Source organism: Vibrio sp. 2017_1457_13, from assembly GCF_030851525.1.
Classification (GTDB): Bacteria; Pseudomonadota; Gammaproteobacteria; order Enterobacterales; family Vibrionaceae; genus Vibrio; species Vibrio metschnikovii.
In genome coordinates, this window is sequence record NZ_VHTA01000001.1 from 226,125 (window position 1) to 240,342 (window position 14,218).

At 45.2% G+C, this 14,218-nt stretch carries 14 protein-coding genes; 7 read left to right on the top strand and 7 right to left on the bottom strand.

Annotation, left to right across the window (positions count from 1 at the left end):
* Positions 1 to 62 precede the first annotated feature (62 nt).
* From budA to FKN88_RS01030, 3 genes are read left to right on the top strand one after another with little or no spacing between them, the layout of a single operon-like run.
* Complete coding sequence (budA, locus tag FKN88_RS01020; protein WP_154170661.1) at positions 63 to 848, top strand: acetolactate decarboxylase; 786 nt, start codon at positions 63 to 65, stop codon at positions 846 to 848.
* 32 nt (positions 849 to 880) lie between these two features.
* Positions 881 to 2,587 carry an acetolactate synthase AlsS gene (gene alsS, locus FKN88_RS01025; protein ID WP_306687084.1) on the top strand — a complete coding sequence of 569 codons (1,707 nt, stop codon included), beginning with the start codon at positions 881 to 883 and terminating at the stop codon, positions 2,585 to 2,587.
* Positions 2,584 to 3,342, top strand: coding sequence for an SDR family NAD(P)-dependent oxidoreductase (locus tag FKN88_RS01030; RefSeq protein ID WP_154168365.1), 759 nt, complete (start codon positions 2,584 to 2,586; stop codon positions 3,340 to 3,342). Before alsS ends, FKN88_RS01030 begins: the two co-directional genes overlap by 4 nt.
* A 113-nt stretch (positions 3,343 to 3,455) precedes the next feature.
* On the opposite strand, the gene FKN88_RS01035 is transcribed toward FKN88_RS01030, so the two are convergent.
* Positions 3,456 to 3,992 (bottom strand): RNA methyltransferase, encoded by a 537-nt coding sequence (locus FKN88_RS01035; protein ID WP_154168363.1) that lies wholly within the window; start codon positions 3,990 to 3,992, stop codon positions 3,456 to 3,458.
* 160 nt (positions 3,993 to 4,152) lie between these two features.
* Between FKN88_RS01035 and blaCARB the strand changes: the two genes are divergently transcribed.
* Complete coding sequence (gene blaCARB / locus FKN88_RS01040; RefSeq protein WP_154168361.1) at positions 4,153 to 5,043, top strand: CARB/PSE/RTG family carbenicillin-hydrolyzing class A beta-lactamase; 891 nt, start codon at positions 4,153 to 4,155, stop codon at positions 5,041 to 5,043.
* 85 nt (positions 5,044 to 5,128) lie between these two features.
* Here the strand turns inward: blaCARB and FKN88_RS01045 are convergent, their stop codons facing one another.
* Positions 5,129 to 5,434: a DUF6482 family protein gene (locus tag FKN88_RS01045; protein WP_154168359.1), complete on the bottom strand. Its 306-nt coding sequence runs from the start codon at positions 5,432 to 5,434 to the stop codon at positions 5,129 to 5,131.
* Positions 5,435 to 5,633: 199 nt separating this feature from the next.
* Positions 5,634 to 6,521, bottom strand: coding sequence for a LysR family transcriptional regulator (locus tag FKN88_RS01050; protein WP_154168357.1), 888 nt, complete (start codon positions 6,519 to 6,521; stop codon positions 5,634 to 5,636).
* A gap of 89 nt (positions 6,522 to 6,610) precedes the next feature.
* Here FKN88_RS01050 and FKN88_RS01055 point away from each other — a divergent pair, with 89 nt between their 5' ends.
* Together FKN88_RS01055 and FKN88_RS01060 are read left to right on the top strand one after the other, a co-directional pair.
* Positions 6,611 to 7,069 (top strand): PACE efflux transporter, encoded by a 459-nt coding sequence (locus FKN88_RS01055; protein ID WP_154168355.1) that lies wholly within the window; start codon positions 6,611 to 6,613, stop codon positions 7,067 to 7,069.
* An 84-nt stretch (positions 7,070 to 7,153) separates the two neighbouring features.
* Positions 7,154 to 7,888, top strand: a complete 735-nt coding sequence (locus tag FKN88_RS01060) for an RNA methyltransferase (protein WP_154168353.1) — start codon at positions 7,154 to 7,156, stop codon at positions 7,886 to 7,888.
* A gap of 119 nt (positions 7,889 to 8,007) precedes the next feature.
* Here FKN88_RS01060 and fdxA read toward each other — a convergent pair whose 3' ends face one another.
* Positions 8,008 to 8,331 carry a ferredoxin FdxA gene (gene fdxA / locus FKN88_RS01065; RefSeq protein WP_154168352.1) on the bottom strand — a complete coding sequence of 108 codons (324 nt, stop codon included), beginning with the start codon at positions 8,329 to 8,331 and terminating at the stop codon, positions 8,008 to 8,010.
* Positions 8,332 to 8,556: 225 nt separating this feature from the next.
* On the opposite strand from fdxA, the gene FKN88_RS01070 reads away from it, so the two are divergent.
* Entirely contained in the window at positions 8,557 to 10,161 is a 1,605-nt protein-coding gene (locus tag FKN88_RS01070; RefSeq protein ID WP_306687085.1) for an NAD(P)/FAD-dependent oxidoreductase, read from the top strand.
* Positions 10,162 to 10,240: 79 nt separating this feature from the next.
* On the opposite strand, the gene FKN88_RS01075 is transcribed toward FKN88_RS01070, so the two are convergent.
* The 3 genes from FKN88_RS01075 to FKN88_RS01085 all read right to left on the bottom strand — a co-directional run bounded on the left by FKN88_RS01075 (position 10,241) and on the right by FKN88_RS01085 (position 14,162).
* The gene (locus FKN88_RS01075; RefSeq protein ID WP_306687086.1) at positions 10,241 to 11,953 is read right to left on the bottom strand and encodes a putative 2-aminoethylphosphonate ABC transporter permease subunit; all 1,713 of its coding nucleotides are present in this window, start codon (positions 11,951 to 11,953) and stop codon (positions 10,241 to 10,243) included.
* A gap of 22 nt (positions 11,954 to 11,975) precedes the next feature.
* On the bottom strand, positions 11,976 to 13,043 hold the full coding sequence (locus tag FKN88_RS01080) for a putative 2-aminoethylphosphonate ABC transporter ATP-binding protein (protein WP_154168350.1): 1,068 nt from the start codon (positions 13,041 to 13,043) through the stop codon (positions 11,976 to 11,978).
* 99 nt (positions 13,044 to 13,142) lie between these two features.
* Positions 13,143 to 14,162 (bottom strand): putative 2-aminoethylphosphonate ABC transporter substrate-binding protein, encoded by a 1,020-nt coding sequence (locus FKN88_RS01085; RefSeq protein ID WP_154168348.1) that lies wholly within the window; start codon positions 14,160 to 14,162, stop codon positions 13,143 to 13,145.
* Positions 14,163 to 14,218 lie beyond the last annotated feature (56 nt).

A 14,218-nucleotide genomic window follows, 5' to 3' on the forward strand; every position in this document is an offset into this window, starting at 1 on the left:
GGATTTGTTGCGCATAGCAAGTCAATCTAAATGTACGCTTTAGTTCATATTAGGATTGAATGATGCAACGTTTAATCTCTGCGGTCTGTTCTTGTCCTCAACAAATTGCACAACAATTTGCTCATTATCAGCAAGGTTCGGGAGAAGGGGAGATTTATCAGACTTCGCTGATGAGTGCCTTGATTGCTGGTGTCTATGAAGGTTCGACAACCATTGCCGAACTGCTTAAACACGGAGACTTCGGTTTAGGGACATTTAATCAATTGGATGGCGAATTGATCGCTTTTGATAGTCAAGTATTCCAATTGCACGCTAATGGCTCAGCGCATCCTGCTCAACTTGATCAAAAAACGCCTTTTGCGGTGTTTACTTTCTTTAAACCAGACATTGAATTGCCCATTAATGACACGTTAACTCGTCAGGAAGTGCATCAGCTCATCGATCGTTTGGTGCCTAGTGACAATGTATTTTGCGCGATTCGGCTTGAAGGAGATTTTCCATTAGTCCAAACCCGCACCGTACCTAAACAGCAGCGTCCTTATCGGCCGATGCTCGAAGCGATCAAACAGCAGCCAACGTTTCATTTTGAACATCAATCGGGGGTGATGGCGGGGTTTCGTAGTCCGCGATACACCACGGGGATTAATGTCCCCGGTTACCATGAGCACTTTATTGATCAAGCGAGAACGGGGGGCGGTCATGTTCAGGATTACGTTGTTTCATCGGGTTTTTTACAAATCGGTCGTGTGTCGCGTTTAGTGATTGATACACCGATATCGAGCGAGTTTCTTGACGCCGATCTGATGCCAAAAGATCTTTATTCCGCCATCGAAGCGGCTGAAAAATAATCCAATACTTTGTCAGTCAAAAAGGAAACGTTATGCCCTCTCATCATACTTTGCGCAATGGCGCGCAGTTAATCGCACAGCAGCTAGAAACTTTAGGCGTTCGTTACGTGTTCGGTATACCCGGTGCCAAAATTGATCGGTTATTTGACGCACTTGAAGATACCCGCATTGAGCTGATCCCGGTGAGACATGAAGCCAATGGCGCGTTTATGGCTGGTATCATGGGCCGCTTAACTGGTAAAGCGGGAGTCACCTTGGCGACCTCAGGACCGGGATGTGGAAATTTAGTGACTGGCGTTGCAACGGCTAACGCCGAGGGCGATCCGATGTTGGCTATTGGTGGTGCGGTAAAACGAACTTACCAGCAAAAACAGACTCACCAGAGTATGGATACCGTGAGCATTTTTCGCTCGGTAACTAAATATAGCGCAGAGATCCAGCATGTTGATGCGGCGAGTGAAATCATGGCTAATGCGTTTCGAATTGCCGAGTCTGGTCGTCAAGGGGCATGTTTTATCAGCGTTCCGCAAGATGTGTTAAGTGATCAAACGGAGACTGATTTAGTCATCCCACCTAGCTATCGCCCAACCGGTTACGCCGATCTGGCGGCGGTTGAAGAGGCCGCCAATCGGATCAGTAAAGCGCAGCGCTGCGTGGTGCTGCTTGGCTTACATGCGAGCGATCAAGTCACCGCCTCTATGATCAGTCAATTTTTACAAAAAACGCAGTTGCCGGTGGTTGGCACTTATCAAGCGGCAGGTGCGGTGGATATTAACTACTATCACCATTTTGCTGGCCGAGTCGGACTATTCAATAATCAGCCGGGAGATGTGTTACTGCAAGATGCGGATTTAATCATCACCATCGGTTTTAACCCGATCGAATACGACCCAGAGCTATGGAATGCGCGTCGTTGCCCGATCATTCATATTGATATTGAACCAGCACAGTACCAACAACACTACCAACCTTGTATTGAAATGATTGGTCATATTGGAGCAACGTTACAAGCCCTTTGTGCACAAATGACGGAGTTTGTCCGTTTATCGCCTACGGCATTATCGATTTTAGAAGAAGTGACGCAGCAAAGGCATATTATCAAAAGCTATCCGATTAAACAGCGGGCGGCAGGTTTTCACCCTTTAAGCTTGATTAAAACCATGCAGGCGATCATCACGCCCGATACGACATTATGTCTTGATATGGGGAGTTTTCACATTTGGATTGCGCGCTATTTAAGTTGTTTTCGAGCTCGGCAGATGTTGGTCTCGAATGGTCAGCAAACCATGGGCGTTGCGCTACCTTGGGCGATTGCTGCGAGCCTATTAAAACCTGGGCATAAAGTGGTCTCGGTTTCTGGTGATGGTGGCTTTATGCAGTCGAGCATGGAATTAGAAACCGCGGTGCGCTTAAAGTGCAACATTGTCCATATTATCTGGGTTGATCATGCTTACAACATGGTCGAAATGCAGGAGCAACAAAAATATCAACGCAGCTCAGGGGTAAAATTTGGCCCAATTGATTTTCAAGCTTACGCGCAATCGTTTGGTGCGCATGGATTTGCCGTGACCCAAGCGGATCAATTAATGCCTATTCTTCGCCAAGCCATGGAAGTCGAAGGGCCAGCAGTTGTCGCGATTCCAGTCGACTACTCAGACAACTACAAACTCATGCAGGCTCGTAGTGAGCAGCATCAAGATCCTGTTTTTCAAATCAATAATGAAGGAGTGTTACTATGAAAGGGTTAACGAATAAAGTCGCGATCATCACCGGTGCCGCTAATGGCATTGGTTTAGCGATTGCACAGCGTTTGTATGATGAAGGCGTTCAACTGATGCTCGCCGACTGGGATCAAGAGCAGTTGCTGAATGCTTTAGAGTATTTTGATAAGTCTCGTGTTGCCGCGCAGAAAGTGGATGTATCAAATGCCCAGCAAGTGGCAGCCTTGGTGCAAACTTGCGTAGAGCGCTTTGGTCAACTGGATATTTTAGTCAACAACGCGGGGATTCATATTCCCGGAACGGTACTGGAATGCAGCGTAGAAGACTGGCAGAAAATTTCGGCAGTCAATATCGATGGGGTGGTTTACTGCGCGAAATTTGCCTTACCAGAGTTATTGAAAACCCGTGGCTGCATTGTTAACACCGCGTCGGTTTCTGGTTTAGGTGGTGATTGGGGCGCAGCATTCTATTGTGCAACGAAAGGAGCCGTCGTCAATTTAACGCGTGCGATGGCGCTAGACCATGGTTTAGCTGGCGTTCGCATCAATGCGGTATGCCCAAGCTTAGTGAAAACCAATATGACCAATGGTTGGCCTGATTCAGTGCGAGATAAATTTAATGAACGCATCCCATTAGGGCGTGCCGCTGAACCACAAGAGATAGCTGCGGTAGTCGCGTTTTTAGCCAGTGATGATGCTTCATTTATCAATGGTGTGAATTTGCCCGTTGATGGTGGCGCGACGGCCTCAGATGGGCAACCGAAAATCGTCTAATCCGCAATTCACGATGATTTACACAGCAAAGCCAGTATGAGTGTAGAGCGTACTGGCTTTTTGTTCGAATGAATCAAAACACAGTGATGAGGGAAGAGATAGAGAGTTTTCGATTAATCATTCGCTGGATTGAGTTTGTTGCGCTGAAACTTCAAGCGGTTTTTGACATCGCGATTGGTAATGATTTGCTGTTGATGATCGATGTCAGCGTTAGTTTTGGCAAGTCGGTCATACAGTAATACATTAACACTAGCGGCTAAATTCATACAGCCCACGGTCGGGACATAGACTACATCATCGGCTTGATTGATAATGGCTTGAGGAATAGAGCCATCTTCAGGACCAAATACATAAAGCGCCTGTGGAGGGTGAACAAACTCAGGCAGTGGCGTCGCGCCTTCTGCCAGTTCCACACAAACAATTTTGCAACCACTCGGTAAATTTGCGGTGATATCAGTGACGGCGATCAGGGGAATGCTATTTTGACGGTTTTTGGTGTCCGTTTGCAGTTTCACTGCTCGGTCGTAACGGGTTCCCGTATAAAGAATCGCATCAGCTTGATAACACCCCACCGCACGCAGTACACCACCGACATTGGTTGGGCTTTTCGGGTTACATAAGCCAATGATCACTGACGTTTCATTGTTCACAACGTTTTCCTCTTAAAATTGGGGCGAGCAGTATAGCGCCAAAATCTTAGAGGATAAGCAAAATATTGAATCGAATAGGAGTACGTACTGTTCCTATTGATTTTATTGTAGATAATTTATCGGTAGAATGGTGAACAATCTAAGTTATGAGCGTGTCATTATGAGAATACTAAGCGTTTTTTTAGTCCTTTCAATTTTAATGCCTTCAGCATCGTTCGCCTTTAGCGAAAAGTTAACGCGAGTCGAGCAAGAGGTAAGATCAATCGAGGAGCAACTTTCTGCTCGTATAGGTGTCGCTGTTTTTAATACCGAAACCGGTGAACATTGGAATTATCGAGGAGAGGAACGGTTCCCTCTGACAAGTACTTTTAAAACAATCGCCTGTGCCAAGTTATTACATGATTCAGAGCAAGGTGATATTGATCCGCTTAGTAAAGTAAAGATAGAAGAAAATGATCTTGTTACGTATTCGCCGATTATCGAGCAATACGTAGGCCAAGAAATAACACTCGATGATGCTTGTCAGGCAACGATGTCTACGAGTGATAATACGGCCGCTAATATGATTATTAAGGCTGTCGGCGGCACAGAAAGCATTACCAGTTTTATCAGAGCAATGGGTGACGAAGTCACCCGCTTAGATCGTATCGAACCGGATTTGAATCAAGGATTAGTGAATGATCTTCGAGATACGACCACGCCAAATGCAATGGTCATTACTCTCCATGAACTACTATTTGGATCTGTACTTTCTGAGTCGAGCCAACAAAAGTTGTTAACATGGATGATAAATAATCAAGTCACGGATAACTTATTGCGTTCGGTATTACCTAATGGCTGGGGAATAGGCGATCGTTCTGGTGCTGGAGGTTTTGGCGCAAGGAGTATTACTGCTATCGTTTGGAGCAAAACGCAATCACCAATTATTATTAGTATCTATATCGCTCAAACAGAAGTATCAATCGAGCAGCGAAATCAGGCAATCGTTAAGATTGGAAAAGCGATTTTTGATAACTATATCGACAGCAATGATTATCACCGCGATCAGTAAGTAATGGTATAACAGACAAGCATAAAAAATGGTGGTGAAAAAATCCCTACGACTTTTTTCACCACCACTCTTACGGTTTTTATCTTTAGTAGTAACCATTATCACGAAGAGGGACTTCGAGAGTATTATCACCTTGTCGAGTTGGGGTGCCAATCATCTCATCATAAGGACTTTGATGGCGTAGCACTTGCTGCTGTGTATTCAGCTTTCTGCAACGTTTTTGCATTTCTACGATAGAGTGGGTCTTTAAGAGATTATCGTTGTTATCGACTACCCAATACTCTTGGTCATCAATAATTACTGACGCTTGATAAAGCGCCATATCCAACGCGTGAATAATTAACTTATTGATATAAAAGTACTGTTCTAGCGTAGTCAGTGTTTGTCTCATGATTCCTCCTTGATTATTAACCAATACGTTGGCTTATTAAGAGGCGATCACTCAACGTTATATCCCCTTCGTACTTGAAGCTGCAGCGGTGTTGGCTAGGTTCATTCACCCCAATCACATCGTCTGTCTATGCTTATGGGAATTCACTCACTTGCCGCCTACCTGCAACTCCAAGTTGTTTGGGTATAGATGACGCGGGTTATTCATCCGTCGAGTCATTAAATAAGCTTAATAAAGCTTTACGTGCTTGCTGGTGCAAAGGATCGGTATTCCATTTTTGGTGTTGAATCAGGTCAATATTAACCTCCCATGCAAAGTTGGTGAACGTGCCATTAATTCGAGTCAGCGCATTGGGCACGCTTTGTGCGAGATGGTTAGGTAAAAAGGACCAGCCAAAGCCGTTCACCGCTAATTCTAGAACTGTGTAATAGTTATCGGTGTACCAAATGTCCGGACTAAAGGCTTGATTTAAGCTACTAAATTGACTGTTTTTAGAGCGCACGGTGAGCTGTCGATATTGTCTTAACTCATCAATGTGTGTAATCGGTATGTTAGCCAGTGGATGATGTTTAGCGACAAATACATCAAAGGCGATATGACCTAAACTGAAAAAATCTAAGCAAGTGGGTAAGTCTGGTTCACTTAAAATCAGTCCAGTGGTGGCGCGTCCTGATTCGACTAACTCAATAATATCGCGGCTTGAGGCCATTAAGCACTCGATCTGAAGGTGAGGAAAGGCTTGTTCTAATTGACGTAAAGCAATCGGCAGTTTAGCGAGTGGAATTCCTTCATCCATCGCTAAAATTAATTGGTTGGCATCAGGGGTATAGAGCTGTGATGCTTTACTACTCATGCGAGCAAGCTGAATCAATGTCGCTTGTGCATAAGGCATTAACTCTTCCCCTTTAGCGGTTAGCTTTGGGTAACGTCCACTGCGATCAAAGAGATCGACCCCGCAATCTAATTCCATATTGATGATGTGCTGACTGATCACTGATTGTGCTTTGCCAAGTTCTCTTGCTGCTGAGGAAAACGAGCCTGTTTCTACGGTTTTGACAAAAGCACACAGCTGATCGATGTTGAACATATCGTTTTTACCGATGGTATCTAACTTTTAAGTATCCTTATTGTAGATAAAATGATGACTCTTGAATAGCTGAATTGAGGTAATTCATCATGGGTCGGAATGAGCGTATTTTTCACGCTGTGGTTTTCGAAATTATTGCACTATTAATGATGGTGCCCCTTGCTGCGTGGTTTTCTGGTAAAGGAACGGGTGATATGGCGTTAGTGAGTATCATTCTGAGTGTTACCGCGACAGTATGGAACTATATTTATAACGTGTATTTTGATAGGTGGTTTGGTGGTGAGCGGATTCAACGTGGTTTAATGATGCGCATTGGTCATACACTTGGCTTTGAAGGCGGGTTATTACTGATCACGATTCCGTTTGTTGGCTGGTTTTTACAAATGTCGTTATTAGAAACCTTAGCTTTAGAAGCGGTCTTTATTACGTTTTTCCTCTTTTATACCTTAGGATTTAACTGGTTATACGATAAATATCAGCCTTATCGTGCGCTAGCTAAATGGTTAAAAATAGGAAAGAGAGTAGAAACGAAGAGAATTTCTTCGTAACGATTGTTGCCACAACGCCCTAGCGCTCTTTAGCTCTAGGGCGCTTTACTTTATAATCGGCGCGCTTTCATCTGGGATAAAATTATGATTTCAAAAAACCAACTCAAATTACTGCGCGCGTTAGGGCAAAAAAAACAGCGTAAAGCGCACGGCCTATTTTTGGTTCAGGGTGAAAAAAACGTCCTTGAATTAACTCATTGCACCTTTAACGTTCAGCACATTTTTGCTACCGCTGAGTTTCTTAACCTGCATGCGAAGAGTTTAGTCGGTTACGCTTGCACTGAAGCATCATTGGATGAGTTGACCAAAGCCAGTACGTTGGTTAGTAATAATGCCGCGATAGCCGTGGTTGAGATCCCGAAGATTGAAGTCCCCAAAGCACAAGGTTTAATGATTGCTTTAGATGGTGTTTCTGACCCTGGTAATTTAGGTACGATTATTCGAGTCGCGGATTGGTATGGGATTAAACATATTGTTGCCAGTGTCGATTGCGCTGATCCTTATAATCCGAAAACCATCAGTGCAACTATGGGCAGTTTTGGCCGCGTTCAGGTGAGTTTGGTGGATTTACCCCATTACTTGGCACAAGCCAATCTGCCCATTTATGGTGCGTTTTTAGAGGGGGAAAGTGTCCATGCAACCTCCTTTAGTGCCCAAGGAATTTTATTGATGGGCAGTGAATCTCATGGTATCCGCGAACCGGCTGCGCAATGGGTAACCGATAAAATTACCATTCCGGCATTTGGTGGAGCAGAGTCATTGAACGTGGCGATGGCGACAGGAATTATTCTGGATAATATGCGTCGTCAGCATAGCTAATCACTATTTTCGTGTACCCTATGGCTATTTGATATTGCTACTCCACGTCGTTTGGCTATAAAGCAAAACACCAGCGCTAAGCTGGTGTTGTTGTGAGAGACAAAAATCAGGTAACTTGGCTATTTCTCTAGCATTGAAAGCTTATTTGGCACACCATTCCATTTAGCTGCTTCATCCATGGCTGGCTTGACTTCGGTTTGTGTTGGCCAGATTTCCGCCAGCTCGGCATTAAGCTCAATAAATAGCTTTTGGTCGTCGGGCAATTCATCTTCTTGAAAAATCGCTTGCGCATCACATTCCGGCACACAGAGGCCACAGTCGATGCACTCAATCGGATTGATAACCATAAAGTTGGGACCTTCGTGAAAGGCATCGGCTGGACATACCGCCACACAATCTGTGTATTTACATTGTATACAATTATCGGTGACTACAAACGCCATAACAGGTTGCTCTTTACTCAGTCAAAAACGAAGAAGGGGCATGATACGGATCCGAAGGCAAAATTCAACATTCTCTGCACAGAATGTTACTGTCAATCGGCTCAAATCTTTGCTGAATCGGGATTTAGTATGACATAGCAAGCAAATTCTCGTAAAATGCGCGCCATTGTGAGCCGGGCCTTAATGGCTCTAGCTAAGACACCAACCGATACGAGACATCACTTCATGATACGTTTAACTGAAATCAGACTCCCTTTGACACACGAAGAAGGCGAACTACGCGAGGCGATTGCCAAAAAATTGCGTATTCCTGCACAGCAAGTGCTCTCTTTTACTCTGTTCAAACGTGGCTATGATGCTCGTAAAAAAAACAATATCCAGTTGATTTACACTTTAGATGTGGAAGTCGAGAACGAAGCCGAGTTGCTGGCAACGTTGAGTGAGGATCCTCATGTTCGAATCACACCGGATATGGAATATAAATTTGTTGCTCAAGCACCGGCTGATTTGGCTGAGCGTCCAGTGGTGATTGGTTTTGGTCCTTGTGGTTTGTTTGCTGGGTTGGTTTTAGCACAAATGGGCTTTAAGCCAATTATTGTTGAGCGCGGTAAAGAAGTGCGTGAGCGGACCAAAGATACGTTCGGTTTTTGGCGTAAACGAACATTAAACCCTGAATCGAATGTTCAGTTTGGTGAAGGCGGAGCGGGGACCTTCTCTGATGGTAAGCTATACAGCCAAGTCAAAGATCCTCACTTTTATGGCCGCAAAGTGATCACTGAATTTGTTGCTGCCGGTGCGCCAGAAGAGATCATGTACGTCAGTAAGCCACACATTGGTACCTTTAAATTGGTGACCATGATTGAAAAAATGCGCGCGACGATTCTTGAACTGGGCGGTGAAATTCGTTTTAGCACCCGAGTGGATGATATTCATCAACAAGATGGCAAAATCACCGGTGTGACCTTGTCCAATGGTGAGGTCCTGCATTCTCGTCATGTTGTACTTGCCGTTGGTCATAGTGCACGTGATACGTTTGAAATGCTTTATCAACGCGGCGTTTATATGGAAGCTAAACCATTTTCGGTTGGTTTTCGGATTGAACATAAACAATCGATGATCGATGAGGCGCGTTTTGGCCCAAGTGCTGGCCACCCGATTTTGGGCGCTGCCGATTACAAATTGGTTCATCATTGTAAAAATGGTCGTACGGTATACAGCTTCTGTATGTGTCCGGGGGGAACCGTAGTCGCCGCCACATCAGAAGAAGGGCGCGTGGTCACAAATGGCATGAGTCAATATTCTCGTGCTGAGCGCAATGCGAACAGTGCGATCGTCGTTGGTATTGATCCTGAGCGTGATTATCCTGGTGACCCATTAGCAGGTATTCGTTTCCAACGTGAATTGGAGTCGGGCGCTTACCAATTGGGTGGTGCCAACTATGATGCGCCTGCACAAACAATAGGTGATTTTCTGGCTGGGCGTGAGCCAAATGCTCTCGGCGATGTTGAGCCTTCTTTTACTCCCGGTATTAAACTGACCGATTTATCGAAAGCGTTACCGGCGTTTGCGATTGAAGCGATTCGTGAAGCCATTCCCGCGTTTGATCGCCAAATCAAAGGTTTTGCCTCGGATGATGGTTTATTAACTGGCGTAGAAACCCGGACGTCATCACCTATCTGTATCAAACGTGGTAAAGATTTCCAAAGCATTAACTTACAAGGATTTTATCCTGCGGGTGAAGGCGCTGGTTACGCTGGCGGTATTTTATCTGCCGGGATTGATGGAATTAAAGTTGCTGAGGCGGTGGCGCGCGATATGTTAAAAGCGTAATGAACAGCGAGACATAACCTCAGTACTGCATCATCAAAAGCGCTCTTCGGGGCGCTTTTGATGTATTAATGCTCGACGTTTATTTATTTCGCCAGCGGCTGGTGGAGCGAGATAGCCCATAATGCAGCGCGCTGTGAATCAGTTTAGCGATAACACAAGTAAAAAAGATCACCATGGCCATGGCCGCCGCAGGGGCCGTTCCGCCCGCTTCTTCTAAGCTCATCACCACTACAGAGGCTAAACGAGAGTGAGGGCCATATAAGAAAACGACCGCAGAAACGGTGGTCATTGCGTTAACAAAAAGATACAGCGCAATATCCAACATCGCGGGTAAAGAGAGTGGCAAAATGAGTCGCGAAAAGAGATGAATCCGACTCGATTTAAGTGAATCGCCAACGCTTTCAAACTCACTATCCAATTGTTTTAATGAAGTTACCGCCGTTAAGTGTGCGACCGAATAAAAGTGCACCACCGTTGATAATACCATCACCATTAATCCCCCATAAAAGACATTGAGTGGATTACTTGGATGATTGAAAAAGAAGATATAAGCGATTCCTAAGACTAAACCAGGTACTGCCATCGGTAGTAACGCCACAAACTGATAGATTCTCGCTAACCAAGCCGGTTGTGGCGTGCGCTCTACTAACCACGCATTAAAAAAGACGACCGTAGTACCAATAATCATGGTCGTCGAGGCCATCATCAGCGAGTTTTGATAGGGTTTCCAGCCATGAGCGTCAAAACGTTCAAATTGATAGTTGGCGAAAGTGAGATCTAAATTATAGGGCCAATAAGTAAACAGTGAAGCCATCCCTGCCATCCCGAGAATCGTCAGGATAAATAAGCCGCTTGGTGCCACACACAGGATGCCAAATAGACTTTTACGCCATGAACGTGGCGGTTGATAAGGGACTGAACGTGCATTTAAACTGGCTACTTGTTTTTTGCGCACCCAAAGGTCGGCGGCAAAGGCGAGTAGAGCAGGAAGTAACAGGATCACACCGACCACGGCTCCCATTTCAAATCGTTGTTGACCAATCACTTGTTTATAAATGTCCGTTGCTAAAACATTAAATTGACCACCAATGATTTTGGGCACGCCGAAGTCGGTGATCACTAAAGTAAAGACGACAAAGCTGGCGCTGACTAAGCCATAACGAGCCGAAGGCACAGTGACAGACCAAAAGGTGCGCCATGGTGAGGATTTTAAGCTCGCTGCCGCTTCATATTGTCTTGCGTCAGCATGAGAAAGTGCCGTACAGAGGATCATTAGCGCGTGTGGAAAGGTCCAAAAGACCGAACCAAGGACAATACCAATTGGGCCATAAATAGTCTGGTCGGCGAGTAAAAACTTGAGAATACCTTGATTACCAAATAGATAAATTAAGCTGATCGCCGGCAATAATGAAGGGGCTAAAATTGGGATCGTTAGCAAAAGACGCAGCAGATGACTGCCCGGTAATCGAGTGCGTGTGAGAGCGTAAGCAGCCATAAAACTGAAGAAAATCACGATGACCGTGCTCATCGACGCCACCCAAAGCGAATGGTAAGCTGCGGTAGTGATCCCGCCCGATGAAATATAAGCTGCGAAATTAGCCAGCCCAACAAACTCGCCTTGTGCATTCATTAGGCTGCGGCTAAAGAGCGTGTATAATGGCCCCAATAAAACGATACTCAAAAATAATAGACCGACCGCTAATAAACAGGTTAGCCAAAAGCGCTCGCTGATTCGCCATTCTTGAGGCCAAGCGAAAGAGAATCTGGACGGCGACATCCTAGTTGATAACATGGTGCTTTCCTTTGTTTAACTTCTATGCCGCAAAGCAGTGAATGCTGTTTGCCTGTAATGATACGCCCACATAATCGCCAGTACGCAGTTGTAACCTCTGAGCAAGTCCGATAGTGATATCAGCATAAAGCGCTTCTGAAATGCCCTCGATCACTAAACTACAGCGTAAAAAAGCCCCCATAAATTCGATATGATTGATTTGTGCTTGAATATGACTTTCATGAGTTGCAACGAGGGAAACGTGCTCCGGCCTTACGGCGATACGTAGGGTTTTATCGATTGGGTTTGGATGGCTATGCGTTGCCAAAGCTTGCTGCACCGCGCTAAGTTGATGGATTTGACTCTCTTGTGTCGGTGTCATGAAGTTCATTTGACCGATGAAATGGGCAACAAAAGCACTGGCGGGTTGGTTATAAATTTGCTCTGGGGTGCCAATTTGTTCAATGACACCGTGGTTCATGACCACGATACGATCCGCCATGGCTAAGGCTTCCTCTTGATCATGAGTGACCATAATCGTTGTTACGCCTAAGCGTTTTTGTAAACTGCGAATTTCATGACGTAAATGGGCACGGACTTTAGCATCTAAGGCGGATAATGGTTCATCCAGTAGTAGTAAACCCGGCGCAGGTGCTAACGCTCGCGCAAGAGCGACACGTTGCTGTTGACCTCCGGAAATTTGTGCGGGAAATTTATGGGCATGTTCGGAGAGTTCAACCAAGTCGAGTAACTCATTGACACGTTGTTTAATTAAGCGACTTTCTGCGCCTTGGCAACGTAGGCCAAACGCAATGTTATCGAACAAGCTCATGTTGGGAAACAGCGCGTAAGATTGAAAGACAATCCCAAAATCACGTTCTTTGACAGCCAGTGTGCTGATGTCACGTTGGCCTTGTAATAACGTCCCGCTATTTTGTTGCTCTAATCCGGCGATAATTCGCAATAAAGTCGTTTTTCCGCACCCAGAAGGACCTAAAAAACAGATCAACTCTCCAGGTTGGATAGTTAAGTGAATGTTATTTAGCACTTGAGTTTCACCAAACCATTTATTGATATTTTCAAGAACCAGTTGGCTGCCTTGGCATCGCATGATGTTCTCCTTAACTAAGCTGAGATAAAAGGGGTAAAGAGGCGTCAACCAGTCTCTGCTATTTGCGACAAATCAGAAACTGGTTAACCATTATTTCGATTATTTAGCTTCAGATTTAGCGTCGTAACGACGTTCCCATTCGCGTAAAATCCGCTCACGATTAGCCGCTGCAAATTGGAAGTTATTATCAATCAGTAGGCTTTCTGCATTGGTTGGGAAATATTGGACGGGCTTAGCAATACCGGGCATGGCAACAATGGCGTATCCTTCGTTGTACATTTCCATCGCCGACTGACTGATTGACCAATCAACCAGTGTTTGAGCCGCTTGTTGCTGCTTTGTCCCCGCGATGATAGCGGTCGCTTCCATATCCCAGCCGACACCTTCGGTTGGGAAAATCAGCTCAAGGGGCGCACCACGTTGTTTTTCACGTGCGCCGCGAAAGGCAAAAGAAATACCGATAGCGGTTTCTCCGGTAGCGGCATGCACACAAGGACGAGATCCGGAATGGGTATAATTTTTGATGTTGGCGTGTAACTTATCCATATACGCCCAGCCTTGTTGTTCGCCAAACAGCTGTAACCAAGAAGAAACGTCTAAATAGCCGGTTCCGGAAGAGGCTGGATTCGGCATCACGATATGACCGCGATAGACAGGATTGGTAAGGTCTTGCCACGATGTTGGCATTGGCAAGTTGTGTTTTTTCGCTTCAATCGTATTGAAACAGATTGCTGCCATCCAAGCATCCATACCGACCCAATGAGTGGGTTGAGCGCTGTCTTTAAATTTAGGCGACAATTTTTCGACACCTTTAGGTGAGTAAGGCAGTAGCATCCCTTCATCTTGCAGCAACATTAGGCTGGTTGCCGCCAGTCCCCAAACCACATCGGCACGAGGATTGTTTTTTTCTGCCAATAGACGAGCTGTAATCACGCCCGTTGAATCGCGTACCCAGTTAATTTTAATGTCTGGATGAGCTTGGTTGAAACGCTCGGCGTATTTACGTAAATCATCTGATTCAATGGCGGTATAGACGGTCAGTTCGGTTGCGTGAAGCATAAAAGAAAAACTTGCCGAGAGAGCCAGTATTCCTTTGGCCAAAATGTGTCGTGCTGACATGGTTAACTCCTCATAACATATTTGTTGGACGAATATTTGTGGTGAACTTTATTATG